The following is a 25125-nucleotide window of genomic DNA, read 5'->3' as shown; positions in this document are numbered from 1 at the left end:
CAGGCGATGTCCGGCCCTGTCACTCCAGGTCGTCGTGCGCCACCAGACGGCGGGCGGCCTCGGTGATCGAGCCTGACAGTGACGGGTACACGGCAAACGTCTCGGACAGCTGCTTCACGGTCAGGTTGTTGGAGACCGCGATCGCGATCGGCAGGATCAGCTCCGAAGCGGTCGGGGCGACGATGACGCCGCCGATGACCAGACCCGAATTCCGGCGGCAGAACAACTTGACGAAACCGTGCTTGAGCGAACGCATCTTCGCCCGCGGGTTGGACTGCAGCGGCAGCACCACGGCGCGGGCCGAGACCTCGCCGTTCTCCACCTGCGCGTGGGTCACGCCGACGGCGGCGATCTCCGGGCGGGTGAACACGGCGGTGGCCACGGTCTTCAGTCGGATCGGGGTGACCCCTTCACCGAGTGCGTGGTACATGGCCATGCGGCCCTGCATCGCGGCGACCGAGGCCAGCGGGAACAGGTCGGTGCAGTCGCCTGCGGCATAGATACCCGAGACATTGGTGCGGGAGACACGGTCAACCTTGATGTGTCCGGACGGGGTGGTCTCCACCCCGACGTTCTCCAGGCTCAGACCCTTCGTGGCCGGGATGGAACCGATCGACATGATCGCGTGGGAACCGAAAATCTCCCGGCCATCGGTTGTCTTCACACACACGCCGCCGTCCGCGGTGCGGGTCACGGACTCCACACGGGCGTGCTTCTCCAGGGAGACCCCCCGCTGCGACAGGACGTGCTCCAGCACGTCCGCGGCGTCCGCGTCATCGTGAGGCAGGATCCGGTCACGGGAGGCGACCATCGTCACCTTCACACCCAGTTCGGCGAAGGCGGACACGAATTCGGCGCCCGTGACACCCGAACCCACCACGATGAGGTGCTCCGGGGTGTCCTCCAGGTCATAGACCTGCTGCCAGGTGAGGATGCGCTCGCCATCGGGCTCTGCGCCCGGCAGGATACGCGGGGTGGCACCCGTGGCCAGGAGTACCAGCTCGGACTCGAAGATCTCCTCCGTGCCGTCCTCCAGCGTGGCGGTGACCCGGTGCTGCAGCTGCTCCAGCTGGGACTCCGCGAAGCGACCGCGGCCGTGGACCATGCGCACGCCGGCACGCTCCAGCTGGACATGAATGTCGTCCGACTGCTCCTGCGCGAGCATCTGCACCCGCTTGTTCAGCGCGGGGAGGTGGATACGGGCACGGCCCAGCAGACTGTTCAGGCCCATGTCGTCCGCGCGGCGCAGGTCCGTCTTGATGCCGGTGCCGGCGATGAAGGACTTCGAGGGCACACAGTCGAGGAGAACCGAGGATCCGCCGATTCCCCGCTCCTCGATGACCGTCACATCCGCTCCGTATTTGGCGCCGGCCAATGCTGCCTCGTAGCCGGCGGGGCCACCGCCGATGATGACGATTCTATTGCTCAAGGGGTCTCCTCTGCGCGTCGTTGAAAATCCACGTCGGTTATGGACAACTGACCCTTGAGTCTAGACCTTAGGATAGGAACCCGCCGTTGCCTGACCCGGTTCCGGCGACCCCGCCGTACTGTTCGATGACCGAGCCGAAGAGACGGATTCCGACGCCGATCGAACGTTCATCCACATTCAGGTCACCCTGGTGCAGATCCTGCATCCTGCCCTTCCCCGACCAGCAGCCCAGCCGCGCCATCGACCCCGGCACGTGCTCCAGATACATGGAGAAGTCCTCACCGCCACTCGACTGCGGGGCCTGGACGACCGCCTGGGGATCGATGGCCCGGGCGGCGTCGGCAAGCATCGCCGTGGCGACGTCATCGTTGATCACCGGCGGGACGCCGCGCTGGTAGATGAGCTCGTGCGAACAACCCGTGGGGGCGAGCACCTGGGCGATCAGCTCCTCCATGAGTTCCTGCAGGGACCGCCACGTGGCGACGTCCGCCGTGCGGATCGTGCCCGTCAGCTGGCCCGACTCCGGGATCGCGTTCGGGGCGTAGCCGGCGTTGAGGGAACCGAACACCAGCACGGTTCCCGTCCGCGGGTCCACCCGGCGGGAGAGCAGCGCCGGCAGCTGCGTGACCAGGGAACTCAGCCCGAAGACAACGTCATTGGTCAGGTGCGGGCGTGCGGAGTGCCCACCGGGTCCGGTCACCTTGATCCGCAGCACGTCCGCGGCCGAGGTGATGGCGCCGGTACGCACACCGACCTTGCCCACCTTGAGTTTCGGCTCCACGTGGAGCCCGAAAATCGAACCGACGCCGTCCAGCCCACCCCATGCGATGACGTCCGAGGCGCCGCCCTCCATGACCTCCTCCGCCGGCTGGAAGAGCACCCGGACACCGTGCCGGAGCGCGTCCGCGTTGTCCGCCAGGGCACACGCCAGCGCCAGCGCAATCGTCGTGTGCACGTCATGCCCGCACGCATGCGCCACGCCGGGGACCGCGGAGGCGTACGGCAGCCTGGTCATCTCGGTCAGGGCGAGTGCGTCCAGGTCGGCGCGGAACGCCAGCCTGTCGCCGGTGTCCGGGCCGATGTCCACCATCAGACCAGTCCCCGGGAAGCGTCGGGGCATGAGTCCGTAGGAGTTCAGCGTCTCCTCGAGGAACTCCGTCGTCTCGTGTTCCATGTGTGACAGCTCCGGATGGGAGTGCAGGTGACGACGCCACCCGACGACCTCATCGCGGTGATTGCTGAGCCACTCATCGATACGCGCGGCGATACCCTTCACGGACTGTCCTTTCCGAAGACCTTGAGCCAAGGACCTACCGCCCCAATGCTACTCCGTGACAGGTCCCCTACCCTCTATCCCCTTCGGGCCGGACGTCTTCCGACCAGGCTCGTCGACGACCTGCGGCAGGCCGACCTCCCCGAGAGGCGGCTCATCCTCGTAGCGGGGCCCGCTACCCTGCTGGGCGAACGTGCGCCGGAACGGGCGGAGGTCATCCCCGCTTTCCGGCCAGCGGATCGAGATCCCGACCTTCTCCGCCGAACAGATGTCCGCCACCGGATGGTCACCACCCGGCAGCAACGCCGCCGGCGGGACGTCGAGGGCCCGGGCGAGCCGGTAGACGATGGACAGGTGGGGGTCCGTGGCGGTACCCGCATTGTTGAGGTTGCGCTCGATGTTGGAGATGGAGTTGCGTGAGACGTCGGACAACGACGCCAACTGCTCCTGCGTCAGCCCCCGCATCCGACGCAGCGTGTAGAGGTTCCTGCCCAGCCGGAGACCATAACTCGGCCACGGCTTCCACTCGCTTCTCTGCGCCATCCCTCCAACGTGCCCACCGGAGTGGGAGATCACCGCCCACTGCAGTGGGCAGGATCGGAGGGTTCAGCTACAGGTCGATGTTGCGGGGACCGTACAGGCGGTCACCGGCATCGCCCAGACCAGGCACGATGTAGGCGTCAGCGTTCAGTTCCGGATCGACGCACGCCGTCACCAAGCGGCAGGGCAGGCCGGAGTTCGCGAGCGCGTCCACACCCGGCTGGGCCGAAACCATGCAGATCGCGGTGATGTCCGTGGCACCGCGCTCCGCCAGCAGCCGGATGGCATGCAGCAGGGACCCGCCGGTGGCAAGCATCGGGTCCACCACGAACACGGTGCGACCGGTCAGATCGTGCGGCAGAGCCTCCAGGTAGGGAACAGGTTCGTGGGTGACCTCGTTGCGGGCCAGCCCGATGAAGCCCACCTGCGCGTCAGGGATCATCGACAGCGCCGGATCAACCATGCCCAGCCCGGCGCGGATCACCGGCACAATGATCGGCGGGTTCTCCAGCCGCGTCCCTTCCGCGAGGGCGACCGGGGTCTGGCATTCGAAATGCTCCACGGGCAGGTTCCGGGAGGCTTCATACACCAGCATGGTGCCCAGGTCAGCCAGGGCTGCACGGAAAGCGGTGTTGTCGCTGCGGTGGTCGCGCATGAGGGTGAGGCGGGAGGCTGCAAGCGGATGATCGACGATGGTTATCTCCATGGACCCCATGCTAGACCCGGCGCGACCGGCGGTAGTGTTCGTCCTGCACAAGAACATGATCGTGGAGAATCCGCAGGTTCCCGGGAACCTTCCGACCCTTTCCGCAGTCCAATTAAGGCATGAGATCCTTCTCCGTCGATCCCGACCGCGCCCGCATGCTGGCCGGCGTGCTTCTCGACGCCGCCGACCACCCACCCCCCACTCCCCTCCCCCACCCCGAGGCGTCCGCCGGGCTCGACCGGTTCGCCGCCTCCCTGCACCAGGCACTGACCCACCTGGATGACCAGACCCGGCGGGTGCATGACCGGGCGCGGGTGCTGGCGGAACGTTCCCACCGGGTCATAGATGCCGCCGAACGCACCGACCACGCCCTCGCCGCGCAGCTGGGGAGGCTGTGATGAGGGAGATCGTGTCCGCGCTCCAGCAGATCGCGGGACTCCAGCCGACGCCCCTGCCGCAGCTGAGGTTGCCCTCCTTGCCGGATTTCCAGGCCGCACTACCGCTGTGCGAGATGATCGCGGCGGGCTCACCGGGCGGGAGAACCCTGGTGGAGACGGCCCAGTCCGTCAGCGCGGACAGGGAACTGGTGTCCCGGATCAACGATTCGGCCGCCGCTCATGTCGAGGCCACCCGGGCCGAACTTCTCCATCTGGCCGGGGAGCTGGGCCAGCAGGCTCTGCAGGTGCTTCCCCGCCTGCTGGCGCCGGTGCCGGGGGCCCAGGCCGGGGGCCTGCTGGAGCTGCAGAATCTGGCCGGCAGCTTCACCCATACGGCCGCTACCCGGGTGCAGGAGCTGCAGGAACTGCTGGATCCGTTGGCGGATGACCTCGACCGGGTCAGCCGCACGGCACACACCGCACCCCTGCCGTTTTCTGCCGAGGAGCCACCGGTGGACGCAGCTGAGCAGCAACCGCAGGCCGCCGTCGAGCCCACCGGGTCGGGCGAGGCCGCTGTCGCCGCTGCCCTCAGCCAGGTTGGCACGCCCTATGTCTGGGGCGGCACCGGAAACGGCGGCTTCGACTGCAGCGGGCTGACCCAGTGGGCCTGGCGACAGGCGGGCGTGGAGCTCCCGCGGCTGGCGGAAGAACAGGACGTGGGGACGCAGGTGAGCGCGGACGAGCTGATTGCGGGCGATCTCGTGGTGTGGGACGGCCACGTGGCGATGTACGCCGGCGACGGACAGATGGTGGAGGCCGGGGACCCGGTGCAGACCAATCCGCTGCGGACCACCAACATCGGGATGGCCTTCAAGGGTTTCTGGCGGCCGACCGGATGAGACTCCGGTAGAATCCCGGCCCATGAGCTCCCGTGCGATCATCCCCGTGAAACTGTCTCTCACCGAGGGTGACTTCTACACCCTGTGGGCACCGAACTGGAAGGAGCACGGTGCCGAATGGCAGGCCTTCCTCGGCGACGACGCAGGGCTGTTCCTCTTCACCTCACCCGCGAAAATGCTGGCCTTCCTGAACTCGGGCAAGAAGCACGATCTCCGCTCGCACCCGAAGTGGAGCGCATTCGAGTCGCTGCCGGCCGACATGATCGTGCCGGAGAAGAAGGACGTCTACGACATCGTCGGCGCCCCCGCGCTGCTGGCCGGGCGACCGTCCTACGAGAACGTCTCCGCCCTCGGCCGCATCTTCCACATCGCCCGCTCCCTGGGCGAAGTCACCGCGGCCGATGACGCCGTCCTGTTCTTCGCCTCACACTCCATGCTCGGCAACGTCCACCGCGGCGCCGACCACTACGCCGGTGAGCACGGCATGGGCGAGTGGTCCGCTGTGGGCCGCACGGTGCTGGACAAATGGCAGAAGGTCGTCGAGTCCCTCGATGCGCAGGTCCGCGTCATCGACGTCGACGACAAGGAAACGGCAGAGGCACAGTCGCTTATCGACGCCGCCCGCATCGCCGCAGCCGAGGCCCGCGCGAAGGCCGAACTCGCCGCCAAGGAGGCGGAGGAGCAGGCCGACCCCTACGACTCCTCCGTCTGGGGTGCCGCCGGCATCGACCCCGTGAAGATCACCATCCAGGGGAAGTCCCTCTACACCCTGCGCACCTACGTCGAGGGCCGACCGGTGTTCCTCGGCCGCTACGGCGAGATCTTCACCTTCCCCACCCCCCGTCAGCTGGCCCGCTGGCTGGTGGAGAACGACGAGCACGACCTGGCGAACCTCGCCACCTGGGAGCAGGTGATGACCCAGGCGAACGCCGGCGAACTCGAGCTCATCGTCCACCCGGACAACGAGTACTCGTACCAGGGGCTGGCGGCGGACATCGAGAAGGGCCCCGAGGCCGTGGACACCGCCCAGATGAGCCGCGGTTATGAGCTGTTCGCCGATGCCGCCGACTGGGCAGCCGACGACTCGCTCAACTCCTACCTCCTGGCCAACCCCCGCATGCAGGACTTCCTCTCCTACATGCTCGGCTCGACCGAAAGCGCGGGCTACGTACCCTCCGCCCCCTTCACCGACCACGCCAACGCGTGGAAGGACCTGGAGGAGATGCTGGTCAAGCGGTTCTCCAGGTTCTAGGGACCGGCCGGGTCACCTGCCGCTAGGAACTTGGGTCGTCCTCGAAGTCCTGCGCCTCATAGGCCGGCAGGATCACCCGCTCAAGCAGGTCCTGCCGCTCCACCTCGGTGAGGAAGGCGCCCTGCACGGCGTTGACGGTCAGATCGAAGAATTCCTCTGGCCCGTAGCCGAAGGTGTCGGCCAGCGCGACAAACTGGTCAGTCAGCGAACCCGCGACCGTCCGATTGCCGGTGTTGACGGTGCAGGTGAAGCCGAGCTGCTGCAGAAGCGTCAACGGATGGTCACCGAGTTCCTCCGCGGCCCCCAGGTGCACCTCCAGAGTGGGGGCGAATTCCAGGGTGAGGTGGCGGTCCCGGACCCAACCGGAGACCCGTCCGGGCAGGACCCCCTCGAAGCCCTCGGTGTCGATGTAGAAGTCATCGACGAGGGCCACCGCATGGCTGAGACGGGTGGCCCCCAGCTGCACGGCCTCGGCGATGGAGTCGATGTCGCCGTCCGGGCCGGAGTGCATGGTGAAGGGGACATAGGCTTCGCGGAGCTTCCGGAAGGCATCCGCGTCGGTGCCCGCTGAGTGGACTTCCGGGCCGGCGACGTCGAAGCCGACGACCTTCCTGCCGTGGTTGCGCACCGCCAGTTCGGCGATCTCGGAGACGAGGCGGCCGCGCTGGGCGGTGAGGATGAGGCGGGCGTCGATACGCGGGACGTCGAGCCCGGCGACAGCGCAGTCCACGACCTCCTGGAGAGTGAGTCCACCCTCGGTGTGCAGTTCCGGGGAGATCCGGAGCTCGACGTAGACGACGTTGTCAGCGGCGAGTTCGGTGAGCTGATCCCGCACCTGGGCAGTGAGCGTCTCGGGGGTCTGGGCCGGGGCCCCGGCGAGATGGTCGTGGATGAGGACTTTGGGAAGGCCGGCGAGGACCTCACGGTTGACGGTCTTGCGGTCTGGGCTGATGTCGGCGGTGTCGTGCATGGTGTCCATGCTAATCCGCCGCTGCACACCGGACGCGGCCGGCTAGCGTCCCCGCTTGCGGACCACCTCGGCGCCTGCCCAGCGATCGTGGGAACCGATGAGCTGGTTGGCCGGGTTAATGGAGACACCGATGACGATCATGCCGACGAGGGCGATGAGCGAACCGATGCCCGGGACGATGTTGATGATGCGCCACCACTGACGCTTCGCGGACTGTTCCAGGCTGAGCTTCTCGCCGGTGGTGGAATCGCGGACCTCGTAACCGAAGAGGTGTTTGACCGGGGAGGCACCCGTGTACACCTCGAAGCCGAGGAAGTAGGCGAGCCCGACGAGGCTGACGATCAGCCAGCTGAGGAAACCGTCCGCGCCGAGCATCGCCGCGAGAGCGCCGGTGATCATGGAGGCGGCGAGGCCGTCGAGAAGCATCATGCCCAGCCGCAGACCCGCCCCCGGCCGGTCGGCGGGCACGGCGGACGTCGCCTGGTAGGCGGGGACCCCCGCCGTGTACTGGGAGGGGTTGGCGAAGGGGTCGGCCGCCTGACCGGGCTGCGAGGGGGTGTAGGTCGGATAGTTGTAGGGATTCGACTGGGGCGCGGGCTGAGGCTGGGACGGCGGGAAGAGCGAGACGTCCGGCAGCGTGCCGAAATTACCCAGGTAGTCCAGGTCATCCCAGGTCAGGTTCAGGGAGGCGTCCAGGGCGTCGTCATAGGTGGCGCGACGGTCCTCGGCGGCGAGGATGGCGAAAGCGGTGTGCAGCTGCCTGCGCCGGGGATCACTGTCGGGGATGGCCTGCATCTCGAGGTCGAGGTCACGTTGCGCGATGACACGTCCGAGTTCATCTGCCGAGGCAGATCGGTCCAGACCGTGGATCTGATAGAGGTTGGGGCTCGGGGAGGTCATGTCATTCACCTTGTGTCCTTGTAGTGATCGTTGATCTCAAGGATAAGGCCGTGGCAGCCGCCCCGGCATCCGGAAGGTCCCTGAGTTCCACCCGGATCTTTCCACCCTGAGGCGCGTTATTTCCGGCGCAGCAGGGCGATGGCGCCTGCGCCCACGGCGCCGAGGGCGGCACCCACACCGATGGCGGTGCCGGCGCCGGGTCCGCGGTTGATCTCCTCCCGCACCCGGATGACAGCAGGCTCCGGGGCGGGCATCTGCGCCAGACGCATCGATTCCTCGGTGCTCGCCGCCCAGGCGGAGATGTACATGACCAGGCGCCAGACCAGGTACAGGACAACCATCAGGCCGATGATCGGGCCGAAGGTCGCGCCCGCCGGGTTGGACAGCGCATTGGAGGCGAACAACGTACCGAGCTGCTTGATCAGCTCGAATGCGACTGCGCCGATCGCCGCGGCCTCCAGCCCCGAGCGGCGCGGCACCCTCGTGCGCGGCAGGTAGAACACCATCCAGGCCATGACGAGGAAGTTCGCCAGGAGACCCACGAGCAGCGCGACGCCGAAGGTCACCACGCGGATGCCGGGGATCCCGCCGAGACCGAGGAAGTCCAGGAGGTACTGCGTCGCCCCGGAACTACCGATGGCGGTGACGCCGAAGGCCAACGCCAGTGCCAGGAACAGACCCAGCAGACCCAGCAGGTCACTGGACTTGTTTTTGAGGAAGCTGCCGACCGCGGTCGGGTCGACCTTCCACATCTTGGACACGCCGTAGCGCAGGTTGTTCATCCACCCCAGGCCGGACCACAGGGCCGTCAGGGCGCCGATGCCGGCCACCGCGCCGCGCTGCTCGATGGCGGTGGTCAGAATGTCGTTGATCAGAACCCCGAGATCGCCCTCGACGGAACCGGCGATCTGGTTCTGCACCTCTGTGAGCGCCTCAGGTCGGTTCGCCAGGAAAGCGGCGGCAGCGGCGATGACGAGCATGAGGACCGGGAAGACCGCCAGGACCGAGAAGTAGGTGATGCCCGCGGAGTACTGGTTTCCACCCATCGATGAGTAGCGCTCCTGCATCCTCATCAGGTGGTCGACGAACTCTGATCTCTCGCGGACCTTGTCCACGGCACCCGGGTCATCGTCGTGCGCCCGTTCGATGCCGAATTCATCGACGTGCCGACGGTCGGGCTGTGTGCTGGTAGCCACGCGTACTCCTTAGCCGTTGATCAATCACTGTGGTGACATGTGCCATCAACGGTAGGGAAAAATGTGGCCCGGCGCACGCTGTGGGGTGGAACCGTTATGCGTGTCAGCGCAGCGGGCGGAGGAATCCGACCTTCTCGTAGACCTCCTGCACCACGGTTTCCGCGTACTCGCCGGCGCGCTCCGCCCCCTTGGCCAGGATGCGTTCGAGCTCGCCCCGGTCGGACATGAGCTCCTCGTACCGCGCGCGCAGCGGGGTGGTGAAGGCCTCGAGAGCGTCGGCGGTGTCGACCTTGAGCGCACCGTAACCGGCCCCCTCGTATCCGGTCACCAGGTCATCGATGCTCCTGCCCGTGAGCGAGGACTGGATGGCCAGCAGGTTGGACACGCCGGGCTTGTTCTCCCGGTCGTAGGTGATGACGCCGTCGTTGTCGGTGACGGCGGAGCGGATGCGCTTGGCGGAGGTCTTCGGGTCGTCGAGAAGGTTGATCAGGCCCTTGGGGTTCTCGCCGGACTTGGACATCTTGGCGGTGGGGTTCTGGAGGTCCTGGATCTTGGCGGAGCCCTCCGGGATGAAGCTCTCCGGCACGACGAAGGTCTCACCGTAGCGGGAGTTGAAACGCTCGGCCAGGGTGCGCGTGAGCTCCAGGTGCTGGCGCTGGTCCTCCCCGACGGGCACGAGCTGCGGGCGGTAGAGGAGGATGTCGGCGGCCATGAGCACCGGGTAGGTGAACAGGCCGACGGTGGAGCGGTCTGCGCCCTGTTTGGCGGACTTGTCCTTGAACTGGGTCATGCGCGAGGCCTCGCCGAAACCGGTGAGACAGCCCAGCACCCAGGTCAGTTCAGCGTGCTGCGGCAGGTGCGACTGCACGAACAGGGTGGACTTGTCCGGGTCGATGCCCAGGGCGATGAGCTGCGCGGTGCCCGCCACGGTGCGCTGACGCAGTTCCGCGGGATCCTGCTCGACGGTGATGGCGTGCAGATCGGGGATGAAGTAGAACGCGTCATAGTTGTCCTGCAGTTCAATCCACTGCTTCAGCGCACCGAGATAGTTACCCAGGTGATAGGAGTCCGCGGTCGGCTGGATGCCGGAGAGGACACGCTGGCGGGATTCGGTCGACGGGGTCTGCTCGCTCATGAAAAACGAGTCTAGCCCCGTGGCCCGGGAACGGCGAAGGCGGCGTCGATGCCCGCTTATCGACGCCGCCTCTTCCCCCCGGCGCTGCTAGAGCTTGTGGGAGGTGGGGCTGTGCTTGTCCAGGCCGATGGCGATGGCGCCGACGATGAAGGCGCCGCCGGTGGCCATCACGAGTGCGGCGACGATGGCCAGCACCGAGAAGCCGATGGCGGTGTACCAGAAGATGCCGGCGGCCAGCAGGACCGCACCGAGGACCAGGTAGATGAGAGCGCGCATGTGTGTTTCCACTTCTGTAGTACTTCAGGACAAGAAGATGTCAGTCGTTGACACATCTTAGCAGCGGGGGGCTCTAGCGGGGGCTGACTGCCCCGCCCTCATCCTCGGGCCCGGGCATCTCGTCGGGGTCCCCACCCGTCGCGTCCTCCGGGAGGGACCAGCGCTGCTTCTTCCCCTTGTTCTTACGCCCGTTGATCCTGCCCAGCAGGGAATAACGCGAGGTGTCGAAGGTGACGCGGCGCCGCGACAGGCGCAGGTTGCGGCGCGCCGCCCGGTAGGACAGGGAGGCACGCGGGTCGAAGGGGTGATCGGCTCCCTGGTAATCGAACACCGGGAGGCTGAGCCCGAAGTACATCGCGATGACACGGACGCCGAATGCCACGACCAGGGTGATCACGATGGTCCAGTTCTCGGCGACGCCCGCAGCCAGCAGGCTCATGTAGACGCCCGTGGCGATGATGGAGATGGAGGCGTACAGCTCCTTCGAGAACACCAGCGGCACCCGGTCGCTCATGAGATCACGCAGCACTCCGCCGGACACGCCGTTGACCACCGCGGCCACCGATGCGATGACGAAGCCGTGCCCCTGCTCCAGGGCGATCTGTGTGCCGATCACCGAGAAGGTCGCCAGACCCACGGCGTCGGCGAGCAGGAAGAGCTTCCGGAAGTAGTGCATGAGGAACGACAGTGACACCGTCACCAGCGCGGCGACCACCACGATGATGAGGTAGATCGGATCCTCCACCCATGTCAGGGGGTAGGTGTCCAGGATCATGTCACGGATGGTGCCGCCACCCAGGCCGGTCAGTGCGGCCAGAGCGACGACGCCGAACAGGTCCATCTTCTGCCGACCCGCCGCCAGCGCAGCGGTGATGGCCTCGGCGGTGATGCCGACGACGAAGAGGACGGTCAGCAGGTGAGCGGTGTCAATGGCGTTCATGGTCAGGCATAAGTCACATTCAGGGGGGAGTGATCGGACCAGCGGGTTTCCACGGTGGGTGCGCGGTCAACCCAGCTGCGCTCGGCACGATCGAGCATGTTCCTCGTTGCGGCCTGGTAGTCGATGCGCCAGCCGGCGTTGTTGTTGAACGCCTGACCGCGGTACGTCCACCAGGTGTACGGGCCCTCCCCCTCCGGTTGAAGACGACGGGCCACGTCAAACCACTTCGGTTCCGTGGCTGCACCCCGGATAGTACGCCCGGCGTAGTCCACCACACCGAAGTACTCCCCCAGCCCGGGCTTCTCCTGCGGAGCCTCGTCCGGGTGGGGGCCGAAGACCGAATCCATGAAGGCACGCTCATCACAGAGGAAACCCGACTTCTTCATGTTGCCCCTCCAGTTCTTCAGGTCCTCCCGGCGGTGGCAGATGTTCCAGTCGCCGCCGATGACCATGTCGGGGAACTCTTCCGCGCGCCCCTCCAGGAGAGGAGTGAACTCGTCGAGGAAACGGTATTTCTCGTCCTGCTTCTCTGAGCCTGCGGAACCCGAGGGCAGGTAGAGGGAAGCCACGCGGACCCCGTCGAAGGTGCCCTCGATCCACCTGCCGGAATCGACGAAGGAACCCAGGCCGACGCGGACGTCGTCAAGCGGGGCGCGGGACAGGATGCCCACACCCGCGCGACCACGGGCGACGGCGGGCGCACCGACGTAGTGCCAACCGGCGTCCAGCGCCGGCTGCAGCGCCTTGACGGACTCGTCGATCGTGGCCCGCACCTCCTGGAGCAGCACCACGTCGGAACTGGATTCCGCCAACCAGGCCAGCATCCCCGGGTTATCGGCGTTGCGTTGTTTGACCGCGGCGCGGATTCCGTTGACGTTGATGGACGTGATGGTCAGAGTCATGCCCGATACCTTATCGTCGAGCGTCGGCGGAGCCACACCGCAGGGAACCAGATGAGGATCGCCGCCACCGCCAACCCGGCTCCGGCCAACGCGGGGGCCGAGTATCCCAGGCCCGCGGCGATGACCACGCCGCCCAGGGCTGCGCCGCCCGCGTTCGCCAGGTTGAGTGCCGAGTGGTTGAGTGCTGCGGCCAGCGTCTGGGATTCCCCTGCGACGTCCATGAGCCGGATCTGCAGGGAGGGCACGAGGGAGGCGCCGAAGAAGCCGATGAGCGCGAAGTTGAGCGTGCCGACCACCGGATTCGCCGAACTGAAATAGAAGGCCGTGAGCACCACGGCGATCATGACCAGTGCCAGGAGAATGCCGTACTCGAGGTTCCGGTCCGCCAGTCGGCCACCGAACCAGTTGCCCAGCACCGAACCGACGCCGTAGGCCATGAGCACCAGCCACATCCACCCGAGGTCGATCCCGGCCTGCTCGGTCATCGTCCAGGATATATAGGTGTAGACGGCGAACATGCCGCCGAAGCCCACCGTGCCGATGGCCAGCGTCAGCCACACCTGCGCCCGGGACAGTGCGCCGAGCTCGGTGAGCGCGGAGGTCGGGGCCATCTTCGTCATGTGCGGCATGAGGACCCAGAGCGCGAGGAAGGTCGCCAGGCCCAGCACGGCGACCAGGACATACGCCGCCGGCCAGCCGAAGGCCTGGCCGAGGGCCTGTGCCGCGGGGACACCGGCGACCGTGGCCACGGACAGTCCCATGCCCACAAAGGCGATGGCCCTGCCCCGCTGCCCCCGCGGCGCCATCGACGCCGCGGACAGTCCCGCCACCGAGAAATAGGCGCCGTGCGGCAGGCCGGCGAGGAAGCGTGCGGCCAGGAGCAGCGGATAGTTGTCCGCCAGCGCGGCTATCACGTGACCGACGGTGAAGGCGACCATGAGCAGCAGAAGCAGGCGGCGTCGGGGCACCACGCCAGTCAGGGCCGTGATCACGGGCGCACCCACGACCACTCCGAGTGCGTAGGCGGAGATGATGTGGCCCGCCTGATCCTCCGCGATGCGGAAGTCGTCTGCGATGAGCGGCAGCAGGCCCATCGAGACGAACTCCGTGGTGCCGATGGCGAAGCCGCCGAGAGCGAGCGCAACCATGACGATGATGCGGCGGCGTTCGGTGATCTCGGTCTGCCGTGGCCGGGGCCGACGGGGCGGGATGACGGGTCGTGGGGAGCGGAGGCGGTCTTTCACGTGTGGGCATACTACGCCACAACCGGGCCCGCCACCGATCCGGCGATTTTCCTGCCGACACCCCCCGGATGCGGGGAGGCCGGGAGAAGCGGGCGCGGGGAAGCGGTCCTGGACCACACCGCTCTCCCCGAGTTCGCACCCCAGGCCGGAATGGTCATCCCAGAAAGGCCCCCACCTGGCGGATACTCAGGCCTTTCCCAGGACCCGCGCAGCTCCGCGGCCCCTCCGGAATGGCGGGGTACCCACCATTTCCGGAAAAACCCGTCCGCCCCACCCACGGCCGTCGGGAAACGAAAGGGGTAGGCTATGAACCTGTATATTGAGCCGATTACCACGAGGGAGACTCATGGCTAAGATCATCTGGACCCGTACCGACGAGGCACCGCTACTCGCGACGTACTCATTCAAGCCCGTTGTCGAGGCCTTCGCCCGCACCGCAGGCATCGATGTTGAGACCCGCGACATCTCCCTGGCAGGACGTATCCTGGCGCAGTTCCCGGACCGTCTGACAGAGGAACAGCGTGTTGACGACGCCCTCGCCGAGCTGGGCCAGCTGGCGAAGAACCCGGAAGCCAACATCATCAAGCTCCCGAACATCTCCGCTTCCGTTCCGCAGCTGAAGACCGCGATCAAGGAGCTGCAGGAGCAGGGTTATGACCTCCCCGACTTCGTCGACTCCCCGGAGACCGACGATGAGAAGGAAGCCCGCAAGCGTTACAGCGTAGTGATGGGTTCCGCCGTGAACCCCGTACTCCGTGAGGGCAACTCCGACCGTCGTGCACCGGAGGCCGTGAAGAACTTCGTCAAGAAGAACCCGCACCGCATGGGCGAGTGGTCCGCAGACTCCAAGACCAACGTCGCCACCATGGACGCCGATGACTTCCGTCACAACGAGCAGTCCGTGATCCTCCCGGCAGAGGACTCGCTCTCCTTCGTGCACATCGCCGCCGACGGCACCGAGACCCGGCTCCGCGAGGACCTCAAGGTCCTCGAGGGCGAGGTCGTCGACGGCACCGTCCTGCGCGCCGCCGCACTGCAGGAGTTCCTGGCAGCCCAGGTCAAGCGCGCCGAGGAGGAGGGCACCCTCTTCTCCGTCCACCTCAAGGCCACCATGATGAAGGTCTCTGACCCGATCATCTTCGGCTACGTCGTCCGCGTCTTCTTCGCCGACGTCTTCGCCAAGTACGGTGAGCAGCTCGAGGCCGCAGGCCTCAACGGCGAGAACGGTCTGGCCGCCATCTACTCCGGCCTCGAGGAGCTGGAGAACGGCGCGGAGATCCGCAAGGCCTTCGAAGATGAGCTGGAGAACGGCCCGGCCCTGGCCATGGTCAACTCCGCCAAGGGCATCACCAACCTGCATGTCCCGTCCGACGTCATCGTCGACGCCTCCATGCCGGCACTGATCCGGACCTCCGGACGCTGGTGGAACAAGGACGACCAGGAGCAGGACACCCTGGCGGTCATCCCGGATTCCTCTTACGCCGGCATCTACCAGGCCGTCATCGACGACTGCAAGGCCAACGGCGCCTACGACCCGACCACCATGGGCACCGTCCCGAACGTCGGCCTCATGGCACAGAAGGCCGAGGAGTACGGCTCCCACGACAAGACCTTCAAGATCGCCGCTGCCGGCAAGGTCGAGGTCCGCAACTCCGCCGGTGACGTGCTGCTGGCCCATGACGTGGCCACCGGCGACATCTGGCGTGCCTGCCAGACCAAGGACGCCCCGATCCAGGACTGGGTCAAGCTCGCCGTCGACCGCGCACGCATCTCCGGCATGCCGGCCGTGTTCTGGCTCGACCCGGAGCGCGCCCACGACCGCACAATCACCTCCCTGGTGGAGAAGTACCTGGCAGACCACGACACCGAGGGTCTGGACATCCGCATCATGTCCCCGATCGAGGCCACCAAGTTCACCGTCGAGCGCATCCGCCGCGGCGAGGACACCATTTCCGTGACCGGTAACGTCCTGCGCGACTACAACACCGACCTCTTCCCGATCCTGGAGCTGGGCACCTCCGCCAAGATGCTCTCCGTCGTGCCGCTGATGGCCGGCGGTGGCCTGTTCGAGACCGGTGCCGGAGGCTCCGCCCCGAAGCACGTCCAGCAGCTTCAGGAGGAGAACCACCTCCGCTGGGATTCCCTCGGCGAGTTCCTCGCCCTGGCAGAGTCCCTGCGCCACGTCTCCCGCACCCAGGACAACGCCAAGGCTGCCGTCCTGGCCAGCGCCCTGGACGTCGCCACCGAGAAGGTGCTCAGCGAGGGCAAGTCCCCGTCGCGCAAGGTCGGCGAGATCGACAACCGCGGCTCCCACTTCTACCTCGCGTCCTACTGGGCCGAGGCCCTGGCCGCACAGTCCGACGACGCTGAGCTGGCCGAGACCTTCGGGCCCCTGGCAGCTGAGCTGGCGGAGAACGCCGCCACCATCGACAAGGAGCTCATCGACAACCAGGGCAACCCGGTTGACCTGGGCGGCTACTATGCCCCCTCGGAGGAGAAGACCAGCGAGGTCATGCGCCCGTCCGAGACCTTCAACAAGATCATCGACAGCATGAAGTAGCAGCGTTCCGCTTCCTCACGCACCGCATGCCGCGGCTCCTCTCCGAGGGGTCGCGGCGTGCGGCGTTTCCAGCCACTTCCGCTTGTCGACGCCGCCGTGAACGGCGCATGCCCGCCCCAGCCCGGTTCGTGTCCGGGGTCCAGTTCAGGAGAGGGGCGGGCATCGTGGCGCCGGTGGAGCGTCAGCAGCAGCGGGCGCCGGGGTTCGCGTCCTGATCCGCATAGCGGGCGCGCCAGAACTCGCGCTCGGTGGGCACCGGGGCGTCGGGGTGGTGAGCCCGGAGGTGCGCGACATACTTGGCGTAGGCGGTGTCACCCATCAGTTCGGTGAGGTACCACCACACAGAGGAGGGCGCCTTCAGGAGGGTTCGGGCCAGACCTGTCATGGCAACCGGCCTAGTGGCCGACACCGTGCTTGACGGACACACCGGTCTCGGCTTCGCGCCTGTCCCACATCGCCTGGATCTCATTGTCCCGGGCGGTGGCCAGGAAGCCGGTGGGGGCGAACATGGCGGAATCGGTGTCGGGCTCCTCGGAGGTGGGGACCTCCTCGCCGCGGGCACGCTGCCGGATGGATCGGTAGCAGACCATCAACGCGGTGGTGATCACGACGAGCACCAGTCCGGCGAACACGATGGAGAGCACGCCCTGGATGAGGGTGTTGCGGATGACGGCGTCCATGGCCTCCGGGGTGGCCGCACCGCCGAAGGAGGTCAGCCCGTCCGCCTTGGCCTGGCGGTAGTTGTTGTGCTGTGCCCAGTAGCCGATCGCCGGGTTGGAGTGGAAGATCTTCTGCCAGGAGGCGGTCATGGTGACGATCACGTCCCAGGCCAGCGGGACAGCCGGGATCCAGGCCCACTTGTAGAGCCCCTTCTTCACCACGATCACCAGGACCAGAGCGAGCGCCATGGCGGCGAGCAGCTGGTTGGCGATGCCGAACAGCGGGAAGAGGACGTTGATTCCGCCCAGCGGGTCAGTGACGCCCATGAGCAGGATGGCCCCCCACAGGGAGCAGACCACGATGGTGGAGATCCAGTTGCCCGCGGTCCACGTCGGGTCCTTGAACCTGCGCAGGCCGGGGAGGGAGCCGAGGGAGTCGGTCATCATGAAGCGGGCGACACGGGTACCGGCGTCGACGGTGGTGAGAATGAACAGCGCCTCGAACATGATGGCGAAGTGGTACCAGAACGCCTTCATACCGGCGCCGCCGAAGATGTTGGCGAGGATCTCGGACATGCCGAAGGCCAGGGTCGGGGCACCGCCGGTACGGGAGACGATGGAGGATTCACCGACGCCGTCGGCAGCCTCCTGGATCTGGGTCGCGCTGAGTTCGTTGCCCGGCAGGCCGAGCGAGTTGACCCAGGCGGCGGCGGCCTCCGGGGCACCGCCGGTCAGGGCGGTCGGGGCGTTCATGACGAAGTAGAGGTGGCGGTCCAGGATCACGGCGGTGATCAGGGCCATGATGGCCACGAAAGACTCCATGAGCATGCCGCCGTAGCCGAGCATGCGCATCTGGGATTCCTTCTCCACGAGCTTCGGTGTGGTGCCGGAGGCGATCAGTGCATGGAATCCGGAGAGGGCGCCGCAGGCGATGGTGATGAACAGGAAGGGGAACAGGTCACCGGAGAACACAGGGCCGTTGCCCTCGAGGGCGAAGGAGGTGACGGACGGCATCTGGACCTCGGGGCGGGAGATGAGGATACCCACCGCCAGCAGCCCGATGACGCCGATCTTCATGAAGGTCGAGAGGTAGTCGCGCGGCGCCAGCAGCAGCCAGACCGGCATGATCGCGGCCATGATGCCGTAGCCGATCAGCGCGAAGGCCAGGGTGGTCTTGGACCACGTGAACCACTCGACGCCCCAGGAGGTGTCCGCGACCCAGCCGCCGGAGACGATGGCCAGGAGGAGCAGGGCGACGCCGATGATGGAGACCTCGGTGACCCGGCCCGGGCGCAGGTAGCGCAGGTAGAGACCCATGAACATGGCGATCGGGATGGTCATGGAGATGGAGAAGACACCCCACGGGGAGTCCGCCAGGGCGTTGACGACCACCAGCGAGAGCACCGCGATGATGATGATCATGATGGTGATCGTGGCGAGCATGCCGGCGAAGCCGCCGACGGTGCCCATCTCGTCGCGGATCATCTGGCCGAGGGAGCGGCCGCGGCGGCGCGTGGAGACCCACAGCACCAGGTAGTCCTGGACCGCACCGGCGAAGATGACGCCGAGGATGATCCACAGGGTGCCCGGCAGGTAGCCCATCTGGGCGGCCATGACCGGGCCGACGAGCGGGCCGGCGCCGGCGATGGCGGCGAAGTGGTGGCCGAACAGCACGCGTCGGTCGGTGGGGACGAAGTCCTTGCCGTCGTTGACGTACTCGGCGGGGGTTGCGCGGCTGTCCTTCGGCTTGACCACCTTGTACTCGATGAGCCGGGCGTAGAAGAAGAAAGCGATGATGTAGGAACCGACGGCGGCGAAAACCAGCCATACGGAGTTGATCGTCTCGCCACGGGCGAAGGCGATGGCACCCCAACCGGCTCCGGCCATCAGCCCGAAAACGAGGAGGGCCACTCGTGCGGTGGCGGACATCGTGCGTGGTTTCACACCGACCGGCAGGTCGGTGGCGTTGCTGTAGATCAGACTGTCGTCTGCTCTGACGTCATCTGGCTTGGTAGTCACGAGTTTGCGCTTTCTCTGCTGCGGAGACTGGGAAACCCAACCTGTCGGCGCGTATCGGTGGTTGCGCGGCGGGTCGGGCGGAAAGCTGCGAGAAGGGGTGATCGCACAGGTCGACCGGCATCCGGTCTTCCCTATCAGTAAAATAGCACCATTAAATAGGTTGTGTCACATTTTCCGGTAGAAGTCCGACAGGGCACAGCACGATCTCCCCCGCCAGCCGCGCAGCGCCGGCGGGAACGCCCCGCTCACTGCCCGGTGAGCGGGGCGTTCCCGTCGGCGGCGTCGGCAAGCCCGCGCTCCCGGAGGATGTCGGCCGAACGTCGGATGGCCTCGTAGCGCCGGATCACCAGGTATTTCGGCGGACTGAGGAGGAACTCCCATGTCCGTGGATCCTTCCTGTCGAGCACGTCGACGCTGCGGCGGTAGAGGAGGACCCAGAGCGCCATGTAGAGCGCCATGATCACGGCAAGGCCGACCGCCCAGCCGGTGCCTTCCGCCCAGACGACGTAGAAGACCGCGACGAAGACGATGACAAGGGAGACCACGTAGAGCCCGCTGCGGCCTGCGTGCAGATGGAATGTGCGGAGCATCACCGCGCCGACACCGCTGGAGAGCATCACCGCGATGAGGACGAAAAGGAAGAACAGCGGGAAGCGCCCGGCAGCGAAGACACCCACGAACCCCTCGTCGCCGGCGAAGACCGCCAGCGAGAGATTGAGCGCCAGGGCGAAGCCCGAGACGTACACGGCGTAACCGATCAGCGCAGCGACCCGGGTGCCACCCGGAATGCGGATGGCGTCGACATTGCCCAGGTCAAACTGCGCGGCAATGACTGCCAGCCTTCCGCGGGCCTCCCAGGCATCGTCCTCCACCTGCCGCTGGAAGAGACCGGTGTGCTTCCACTGCGGCAGAGATGCGTAGGTGACCAGGAACAGCAGGAAGCTGACCAGGTACATGAAAAAGATCCGCGGATGAGTCAGGCCAGGCGCCGCCTCCACGAACCCGACCCAGCCGACGCCGTGGACGTCCACTTCGCCGGCGTTCGGATGGTCCGCTATCTCGGCGAACCCGAACAGGACGGTCATCAGCAGCACAGCGAAGGCCGCGCCGAAGCTGACCAGCATCGCCATCTCCGCCTGGTTGGCGTAGGTCTGCAGATCCCGCTGTTGGGCGCGAGCCTCCTCCAGGCTGGTGGGACTCCGGGCCGCAACGGGGTCCGCCGCCGAGATCGTCGAGTTCAGCTGCACCGTGGAAGCCAGGAGGATCCCGGCGAACAGCGAGGCATAGGCGACGATGTCCGCCATCTCCAGGTTGAGCCTCAGGAAGGGGGACATCCCCTCGGGCAGGCGTATCCAACCGAGCAGTCCGCCATCTCCCCCGTAGGCATAGGCGACGGCAAGGAAGGTGGACCAGATGCTCAGGAGGAAAAACAGCGCGACCACACGGGCCACCGCCCCGACGATCCCCTGGGGCGGATGCTCTCTCCTGCCCTCCGCAAGGTTCCCGTTTGCACTTGTGGACTCCATGAACCTCTCGATTCTCCCGTTTGCTCCTGAGCAGCAGCATAGGCCCTCGGCCGGGTGAATTGATTGGCCCGGTCGATTGCCCTAGACCGAGCTGTCCATTATGGTGGGGAAAACACAATCGTTCCACAGAACCCTGAAGAGGACATCCGCATGGCGAAGTACGACAACTCCCACGCAGGCGACTGGGCTTTCGAGACCCGTTCCATTCACGCGGGTGGCGGCCTGGATCAAGACACCGGTTCCCGTAACCAGCCGATCCACATGACCACCTCCTATGTGTTCGACTCCGCCGAGAACGCAGCCAACCGCTTCAGTCTCTCCGAGGGCGGCTACATCTACACCCGTCTGAACAACCCGACCGTGGCTGCCCTGGAGGAGCGCCTCGCCTCCCTCGAGGGCGGCGTCGCCGCACTGGCCTTCGCCTCCGGGCAGGCCGCCCAGACCGCCGCGATCCTCAACCTCGCCGGCACCGGCGATCACATCGTCACCTCTCCCCGTCTCTACGGTGGCACGGAGACCCTCTTCCAGGTCACGCTCAAGCGCCTGGGCATCGAGTTCACCTTCGTGGAGAACCCGGATGACCCGGAATCCTGGCAGGCTGCCGTACGGCCCAACACCCGCGCTTTCTACGGCGAGACCTTCGGCAACCCGATCGCCGACGTCCTGGACATCCCGGCAGTCGCCGAGGTCGCCCACCGCAACAGCGTCCCGCTGATCGTCGACAACACCGTGGCCACCGCAGCCCTGGTCCGCCCGCTGGAGCTGGGCGCCGATATCGTGGTCAACTCCCTGACCAAGTTCTACACCGGCAACGGTTCCTCCATCGGCGGCATCATCGTCGACGGCGGCGCCTTCGACTGGACCGTCGAGCGTGACGGCAGGCCCGTCTTCGACCAGTTCGTCACCCCGGATCCGGCCTACCACGGCCTGAAGTACGCCGACCTGGGCGCCCCGGCCTTCGCACTCAAGGCCCGCGTCGGTCTCCTGCGCGACACCGGTGCCGCGATCTCCCCGTTCAACGCCTGGCTGGTCCTGCAGGGCCTGGACACGCTCTCCCTGCGCACGGAGCGTCACAATGACAACGCCATCAAGGTCGCCGAGTTCCTCGCCGCCCACCCGCAGGTCGAGTCCGTCAACTTCGCCGGCCTGGAGCAGTCCCCGTGGTACCCCGTCAAGGAGAAGCTGGGCCTGAAGTACACCGGCTCCGTCCTCGCCTTCACCCTCAAGGGTGACCAGAACGACCGCACCGACGCCTGGACGTTCATCGACGCCCTCAAGCTGCACTCCAACGTGGCCAACCTCGGCGACGTGCGCTCCCTGGTCGTCCACCCGGCATCCACCACCCACTCGCAGTCGGACGAGGCCGGCCACAAGCGTGCGGGCATCTCCCAGGCCACGATCCGCCTGTCCGTCGGCATCGAGAATGTCGAGGACATCATCGCCGACCTCAAGCGCGGCTTCGCCGCGGTCGCAGACGCCTAACACCCGACAGAAACAGGTAACCCATGGTTCAGCTCTCCCCTGAGGGGACACTCACTCCGGTGCACATCGGTGATTACACCACCGAGGCCGGCGTGACCATCCCCGACGTCACCATCGCCTACCAGCGCTGGGGTGAATTCAGGGGCGACGCGGACGGGAACAACAACCTCCTGCTCATCGAGCATGCGCTGACCGGGGACACTGACGTCGCAGACTGGTGGTGCGACCTCCTCGGCCCCGGGAAGGCCCTCGACACCGACCGCTGGTGTGTCATCTGCACCAACGTCATCGGCGGCTGCAAGGGTTCCACGGGACCGTCCTCGGAGCATCCCGACGGCGATGTGTGGGGATCCAGGTTTCCGGCCATTTCCATCCGCGACCAGGTGGCCGTGGAACGCCAGTTCCTCGACGCCCTGGGCATCAGCCACCTCCACGCCGTTCTCGGCGGCTCGATGGGTGGCGCCAGGGCCCTGGAGTGGACGCTGATGTATCCCTCGGTGCTGTCCTCTGCGTGCGTCATCGCGGTGTCCGCCCGGGCAAGCGCCTGGCAGATCGGCATCCAGGCCGCCCAGATCAGCGCCATCGAACGCGACCCCGACTGGCAGGGCGGGAACTTCCACGGCACCGGCCGCTCCCCCGACGCAGGCCTTGCCGCCGCGCGACGCATCGCCCACCTCACCTACCGTGGTGAGCAGGAGATGGACGAACGCTTCGGCACCACCCCGCAGACCGGCGAGAATCCCCTCGGCCCCTACCACTCCCCCGGGCAGCGCTTTGCCGTGGAGAGTTACCTGGATTACCAGGGCATCAAACTGGTCGAGCGTTTCGACGCCGGCAGCTACGTCATTCTCACCGACTCCCTCAACCGCCACGACATCGGCCGCGGCCGCGGCGGACTGAACAAAGCGCTGGCCTCCACGCAGGTCCCCACGATGATCGTCGGCGTGGACACCGACATCCTCTACCCCTATCACCAGCAGGAACACCTGTCGCGCAATGTCGGCAACCTGCTGGGCATGGCCAAGATCGTCTCCCCCGTCGGCCATGACGCCTTCCTCGCCGAATCCCGGCAGATGGACCGCGTCCTGCGCCGATTCCTCAACCTGTCCACCGCTGAGGTGGCTGCGGGCGAGGGGCGCGGCGGGTACTCGATCTAGCCGATTACCCGCCGGTCAGGAACCCAGCGCGTCCACCGAGGCGGACAGGAACGTCATCAGACCACCGAGGACGGTGGCGAAGACGGCGTCGAAACGCCGGGACCGTACGGCGAACACCCCGACGATGCGGGAATCACAGGTCATACGCACCACGGCGAGCCAGATCAGGGAGGCGCCGAGGGCGAAGGTGGCGCGTCGCCAGTGTTCGGTGACGGCATAACCGCTGGCCACCACGAGACCCAGCAGGAACAGCGCCATCCCCGTCCACTGCGCCCAACGGGGCAGGCGGGACGGCGGCGTCCCCAGGTCGTGGGGGTTGTCCAGCGGTTTACTCACCTGCGAGCAGTTCCGCCCTCTCGACGACATTGCGCACCAGGAAGGCGCGGGTCAGGGGGCCCACGCCGCCCGGGTTCGGGGAGACGTAACCGGCAACCTCCCAGACGTCGGGGTGGACGTCACCGGCGAGCTTGCCGTCGAGACGCGATACGCCGACGTCGAGTACCGCAGCGCCGGGCTTGATCATGTCGGCGGTGAGCATGTGCGGCTGGCCGGCGGCGGCGACGATGACGTCGGCGGCGCGGGTCTCGGCTGCCAGGTCCTTCGTGCCGGTGTGGCAGAGGGTGACGGTGGAGTTCTCCGAACGGCGGGTGAGCATGAGGCCGATCGGGCGGCCGACGGTGACGCCGCGACCGATGACGACGACCTTCGCACCGTTGAGCTCAACCCCGAAGCGGCGGAGCAGATGGATAGCGCCGTTCGGGGTGCACGGCAGCGGGGCGGGCTCGTTGAGGACGAGCTTGCCCAGGTTGACCGGATGCAGGCCGTCGGCGTCCTTGTCCGGGTCGATGGCGGCGAGCACAGCGTTCTCGTCGAGGTGCTTCGGCAGCGGCAGCTGGACGATGTAGCCGGTGCAGGAGGGGTCGTTGTTCAGGTCCTCGATGACCGCCAGCAGCTCCTCCTGGGAGACGTCGGCCGGCAGGTCCCGGCGGATCGAGTTGACCCCGATCTGCTCGCAGTCGCGGTGCTTCATCTTCACGTAGGAGTGGGAGGCTGGGTCATCGCCGACCAGCACGGTGGCCAGGCCCGGCACGATCCCCTTCTCCCGCAGCGCCGCCACGCGGCCCGCCAGGTCCTCGAAGATCTCGTCTCGGTAGAGCTGTCCGTCAAGTTTGATAGCAGTCACGCCCCTCATCCTAGACTCTCGGTCATGGCCACACTGCACGTCATCTTCGATAATCCGGTTATCCCGCCGAACACGGGCAACGCCATCCGCATGTGCGCCGGCACGGGCGCCCATCTGCATCTGGTGGAACCGCTCGGTTTCGACCTCAGCGAGAAGCACCTGCGCCGCGCCGGCCTGGACTACCACGACCTCGCCGAGGTCACCGTGCACGCGGATCTCGACGCCTGCTTCGCCGCACTCCCCGACTCCCGCATCTTCGCCTTCACCACCAGGGCCGGCACGTGGCACACGCAGGTGGCCTGGCGGGAGGGCGACGCGATGCTCTTCGGCACCGAACCGACCGGACTGCCGGAGGAGCACCTGGCCCATCCGCGCATCGAGCACGAGGTACGCATCCCCATGGTCCCGGGGCGCCGTTCGATGAATCTCTCCAACTCGGCGGCCGTGGCCACCTACGAGGCCTGGCGTCAGCTGGGTTTTCCGGGCGGTATGTAACATCT

The 25125-nt window shown here is 66.8% G+C and carries 24 protein-coding genes; 7 read left to right on the top strand and 17 right to left on the bottom strand.

The genetic code is table 11. The annotated features are described in order from the left end of the window. Positions 1-19 precede the first annotated feature (19 nt). From CETAM_RS02915 to upp, 4 genes are all read right to left on the bottom strand, one after another. Entirely contained in the window at positions 20-1429 is a 1410-nt protein-coding gene (locus CETAM_RS02915; RefSeq protein WP_156227005.1) for an NAD(P)H-quinone dehydrogenase, read from the bottom strand. Positions 1430-1496: 67 nt separating this feature from the next. Further along, the gene (locus CETAM_RS02910; protein WP_156227004.1) at positions 1497-2705 is read right to left on the bottom strand and encodes an amidohydrolase; all 1209 of its coding nucleotides are present in this window, start codon (positions 2703-2705) and stop codon (positions 1497-1499) included. Positions 2706-2753: 48 nt separating this feature from the next. Next, on the bottom strand, positions 2754-3245 hold the full coding sequence (locus tag CETAM_RS02905; protein WP_156227003.1) for a helix-turn-helix domain-containing protein: 492 nt from the start codon (positions 3243-3245) through the stop codon (positions 2754-2756). 67 nt (positions 3246-3312) lie between these two features. After that, entirely contained in the window at positions 3313-3948 is a 636-nt protein-coding gene (upp, locus tag CETAM_RS02900; RefSeq protein ID WP_156227002.1) for a uracil phosphoribosyltransferase, read from the bottom strand. Positions 3949-4067: 119 nt separating this feature from the next. On the opposite strand from upp, the gene CETAM_RS02895 reads away from it, so the two are divergent. From CETAM_RS02895 to CETAM_RS02885, 3 genes are read left to right on the top strand one after another with little or no spacing between them, the layout of a single operon-like run. Next, positions 4068-4346, top strand: a complete 279-nt coding sequence (locus CETAM_RS02895) for a hypothetical protein (RefSeq protein ID WP_156227001.1) — start codon at positions 4068-4070, stop codon at positions 4344-4346. Next, positions 4346-5224: a C40 family peptidase gene (locus tag CETAM_RS02890; RefSeq protein ID WP_156227000.1), complete on the top strand. Its 879-nt coding sequence runs from the start codon at positions 4346-4348 to the stop codon at positions 5222-5224. Before CETAM_RS02895 ends, CETAM_RS02890 begins: the two co-directional genes overlap by 1 nt. Positions 5225-5246: 22 nt before the next feature. Next, on the top strand, positions 5247-6476 hold the full coding sequence (locus tag CETAM_RS02885) for a hypothetical protein (protein WP_156226999.1): 1230 nt from the start codon (positions 5247-5249) through the stop codon (positions 6474-6476). A 22-nt stretch (positions 6477-6498) separates the two neighbouring features. Here the strand turns inward: CETAM_RS02885 and CETAM_RS02880 are convergent, their stop codons facing one another. The 8 genes from CETAM_RS02880 to CETAM_RS02845 form a co-directional block, all read right to left on the bottom strand. Then, positions 6499-7446, bottom strand: a complete 948-nt coding sequence (locus CETAM_RS02880; protein ID WP_156226998.1) for an adenosine deaminase family protein — start codon at positions 7444-7446, stop codon at positions 6499-6501. A 42-nt stretch (positions 7447-7488) separates the two neighbouring features. Then, positions 7489-8346 (bottom strand): RDD family protein, encoded by an 858-nt coding sequence (locus tag CETAM_RS02875; RefSeq protein ID WP_156226997.1) that lies wholly within the window; start codon positions 8344-8346, stop codon positions 7489-7491. 116 nt (positions 8347-8462) lie between these two features. Continuing rightward, positions 8463-9542: a YhjD/YihY/BrkB family envelope integrity protein gene (locus CETAM_RS02870; protein ID WP_156226996.1), complete on the bottom strand. Its 1080-nt coding sequence runs from the start codon at positions 9540-9542 to the stop codon at positions 8463-8465. 103 nt (positions 9543-9645) lie between these two features. Beyond that, the gene (gene trpS, locus CETAM_RS02865) at positions 9646-10677 is read right to left on the bottom strand and encodes a tryptophan--tRNA ligase (protein ID WP_156226995.1); all 1032 of its coding nucleotides are present in this window, start codon (positions 10675-10677) and stop codon (positions 9646-9648) included. 87 nt (positions 10678-10764) lie between these two features. Then, the gene (locus CETAM_RS02860) at positions 10765-10953 is read right to left on the bottom strand and encodes a hypothetical protein (protein WP_156226994.1); all 189 of its coding nucleotides are present in this window, start codon (positions 10951-10953) and stop codon (positions 10765-10767) included. 73 nt (positions 10954-11026) lie between these two features. After that, the gene (locus CETAM_RS02855) at positions 11027-11893 is read right to left on the bottom strand and encodes a trimeric intracellular cation channel family protein (protein ID WP_156226993.1); all 867 of its coding nucleotides are present in this window, start codon (positions 11891-11893) and stop codon (positions 11027-11029) included. A gap of 2 nt (positions 11894-11895) precedes the next feature. Then, positions 11896-12795, bottom strand: a complete 900-nt coding sequence (locus CETAM_RS02850; RefSeq protein ID WP_156226992.1) for an exodeoxyribonuclease III — start codon at positions 12793-12795, stop codon at positions 11896-11898. Continuing rightward, on the bottom strand, positions 12792-13943 hold the full coding sequence (locus tag CETAM_RS02845; protein ID WP_156229340.1) for an MFS transporter: 1152 nt from the start codon (positions 13941-13943) through the stop codon (positions 12792-12794). The genes CETAM_RS02850 and CETAM_RS02845 overlap by 4 nt, the downstream gene beginning before the upstream one ends. A gap of 442 nt (positions 13944-14385) precedes the next feature. Here CETAM_RS02845 and CETAM_RS02840 point away from each other — a divergent pair, with 442 nt between their 5' ends. Continuing rightward, the gene (locus CETAM_RS02840; RefSeq protein WP_156226991.1) at positions 14386-16599 is read left to right on the top strand and encodes an NADP-dependent isocitrate dehydrogenase; all 2214 of its coding nucleotides are present in this window, start codon (positions 14386-14388) and stop codon (positions 16597-16599) included. A gap of 181 nt (positions 16600-16780) precedes the next feature. Here CETAM_RS02840 and CETAM_RS02835 read toward each other — a convergent pair whose 3' ends face one another. The 3 genes from CETAM_RS02835 to CETAM_RS02825 all read right to left on the bottom strand — a co-directional run bounded on the left by CETAM_RS02835 (position 16781) and on the right by CETAM_RS02825 (position 20803). Further along, entirely contained in the window at positions 16781-16984 is a 204-nt protein-coding gene (locus CETAM_RS02835) for a YbdD/YjiX family protein (protein WP_156226990.1), read from the bottom strand. Positions 16985-16994: 10 nt separating this feature from the next. Continuing rightward, the gene (locus CETAM_RS02830; RefSeq protein WP_156229339.1) at positions 16995-19187 is read right to left on the bottom strand and encodes a carbon starvation CstA family protein; all 2193 of its coding nucleotides are present in this window, start codon (positions 19185-19187) and stop codon (positions 16995-16997) included. 335 nt (positions 19188-19522) lie between these two features. Continuing rightward, positions 19523-20803 carry a hypothetical protein gene (locus tag CETAM_RS02825; RefSeq protein ID WP_156226989.1) on the bottom strand — a complete coding sequence of 427 codons (1281 nt, stop codon included), beginning with the start codon at positions 20801-20803 and terminating at the stop codon, positions 19523-19525. A gap of 150 nt (positions 20804-20953) precedes the next feature. Between CETAM_RS02825 and CETAM_RS02820 the strand changes: the two genes are divergently transcribed. After that, positions 20954-22285 (top strand): O-acetylhomoserine/O-acetylserine sulfhydrylase, encoded by a 1332-nt coding sequence (locus tag CETAM_RS02820; RefSeq protein WP_156226988.1) that lies wholly within the window; start codon positions 20954-20956, stop codon positions 22283-22285. A gap of 23 nt (positions 22286-22308) precedes the next feature. Continuing rightward, the gene (gene metX, locus CETAM_RS02815; protein WP_156226987.1) at positions 22309-23442 is read left to right on the top strand and encodes a homoserine O-acetyltransferase MetX; all 1134 of its coding nucleotides are present in this window, start codon (positions 22309-22311) and stop codon (positions 23440-23442) included. Positions 23443-23457: 15 nt separating this feature from the next. Here the strand turns inward: metX and CETAM_RS02810 are convergent, their stop codons facing one another. Then, complete coding sequence (locus CETAM_RS02810) at positions 23458-23808, bottom strand: DUF3017 domain-containing protein (RefSeq protein WP_156226986.1); 351 nt, start codon at positions 23806-23808, stop codon at positions 23458-23460. Further along, complete coding sequence (locus CETAM_RS02805) at positions 23771-24625, bottom strand: bifunctional methylenetetrahydrofolate dehydrogenase/methenyltetrahydrofolate cyclohydrolase (protein WP_156226985.1); 855 nt, start codon at positions 24623-24625, stop codon at positions 23771-23773. Before CETAM_RS02805 ends, CETAM_RS02810 begins: the two co-directional genes overlap by 38 nt. Before the next feature lie 24 nt (positions 24626-24649). Between CETAM_RS02805 and CETAM_RS02800 the strand changes: the two genes are divergently transcribed. Beyond that, on the top strand, positions 24650-25120 hold the full coding sequence (locus CETAM_RS02800; protein WP_156226984.1) for a tRNA (cytidine(34)-2'-O)-methyltransferase: 471 nt from the start codon (positions 24650-24652) through the stop codon (positions 25118-25120). Positions 25121-25125: the final 5 nt, after the last annotated feature.

The sequence above is a fragment of the Corynebacterium comes genome (assembly GCF_009734405.1).
Taxonomy (GTDB): domain Bacteria; phylum Actinomycetota; class Actinomycetes; order Mycobacteriales; family Mycobacteriaceae; genus Corynebacterium; species Corynebacterium comes.
Note: the sequence above shows the minus strand (reverse complement) of the source record. Positions and strands in the feature narration are given on the sequence as shown.

What these genes read in the sequence shown, in the direction of transcription:
- CETAM_RS02905 (WP_156227003.1), bottom strand. Translation starts at nt 3,245, where the DNA reads ATGGCGCAGAGAAGCGAGTGGAAGCCGTGGCCGAGTTATGGTCTCCGG.
- upp (WP_156227002.1), bottom strand. Translation starts at nt 3,948, where the DNA reads ATGGAGATAACCATCGTCGATCATCCGCTTGCAGCCTCCCGCCTCACC.
- CETAM_RS02895 (WP_156227001.1), top strand. Translation starts at nt 4,068, where the DNA reads ATGAGATCCTTCTCCGTCGATCCCGACCGCGCCCGCATGCTGGCCGGC.
- CETAM_RS02890 (WP_156227000.1), top strand. Translation starts at nt 4,346, where the DNA reads ATGAGGGAGATCGTGTCCGCGCTCCAGCAGATCGCGGGACTCCAGCCG.
- CETAM_RS02885 (WP_156226999.1), top strand. Translation starts at nt 5,247, where the DNA reads ATGAGCTCCCGTGCGATCATCCCCGTGAAACTGTCTCTCACCGAGGGT.
- CETAM_RS02880 (WP_156226998.1), bottom strand. Translation starts at nt 7,446, where the DNA reads ATGCACGACACCGCCGACATCAGCCCAGACCGCAAGACCGTCAACCGT.
- CETAM_RS02875 (WP_156226997.1), bottom strand. Translation starts at nt 8,346, where the DNA reads ATGACCTCCCCGAGCCCCAACCTCTATCAGATCCACGGTCTGGACCGA.
- trpS (WP_156226995.1), bottom strand. Translation starts at nt 10,677, where the DNA reads ATGAGCGAGCAGACCCCGTCGACCGAATCCCGCCAGCGTGTCCTCTCC.
- CETAM_RS02860 (WP_156226994.1), bottom strand. Translation starts at nt 10,953, where the DNA reads ATGCGCGCTCTCATCTACCTGGTCCTCGGTGCGGTCCTGCTGGCCGCC.
- CETAM_RS02855 (WP_156226993.1), bottom strand. Translation starts at nt 11,893, where the DNA reads ATGAACGCCATTGACACCGCTCACCTGCTGACCGTCCTCTTCGTCGTC.
- CETAM_RS02850 (WP_156226992.1), bottom strand. Translation starts at nt 12,795, where the DNA reads ATGACTCTGACCATCACGTCCATCAACGTCAACGGAATCCGCGCCGCG.
- CETAM_RS02845 (WP_156229340.1), bottom strand. Translation starts at nt 13,943, where the DNA reads ATGGTTGCGCTCGCTCTCGGCGGCTTCGCCATCGGCACCACGGAGTTC.
- CETAM_RS02840 (WP_156226991.1), top strand. Translation starts at nt 14,386, where the DNA reads ATGGCTAAGATCATCTGGACCCGTACCGACGAGGCACCGCTACTCGCG.
- CETAM_RS02835 (WP_156226990.1), bottom strand. Translation starts at nt 16,984, where the DNA reads ATGACAGGTCTGGCCCGAACCCTCCTGAAGGCGCCCTCCTCTGTGTGG.
- CETAM_RS02830 (WP_156229339.1), bottom strand. Translation starts at nt 19,187, where the DNA reads ATGTCCGCCACCGCACGAGTGGCCCTCCTCGTTTTCGGGCTGATGGCC.
- CETAM_RS02825 (WP_156226989.1), bottom strand. Translation starts at nt 20,803, where the DNA reads ATGGAGTCCACAAGTGCAAACGGGAACCTTGCGGAGGGCAGGAGAGAG.
- CETAM_RS02820 (WP_156226988.1), top strand. Translation starts at nt 20,954, where the DNA reads ATGGCGAAGTACGACAACTCCCACGCAGGCGACTGGGCTTTCGAGACC.
- metX (WP_156226987.1), top strand. Translation starts at nt 22,309, where the DNA reads ATGGTTCAGCTCTCCCCTGAGGGGACACTCACTCCGGTGCACATCGGT.
- CETAM_RS02810 (WP_156226986.1), bottom strand. Translation starts at nt 23,808, where the DNA reads ATGTCGTCGAGAGGGCGGAACTGCTCGCAGGTGAGTAAACCGCTGGAC.
- CETAM_RS02800 (WP_156226984.1), top strand. Translation starts at nt 24,650, where the DNA reads ATGGCCACACTGCACGTCATCTTCGATAATCCGGTTATCCCGCCGAAC.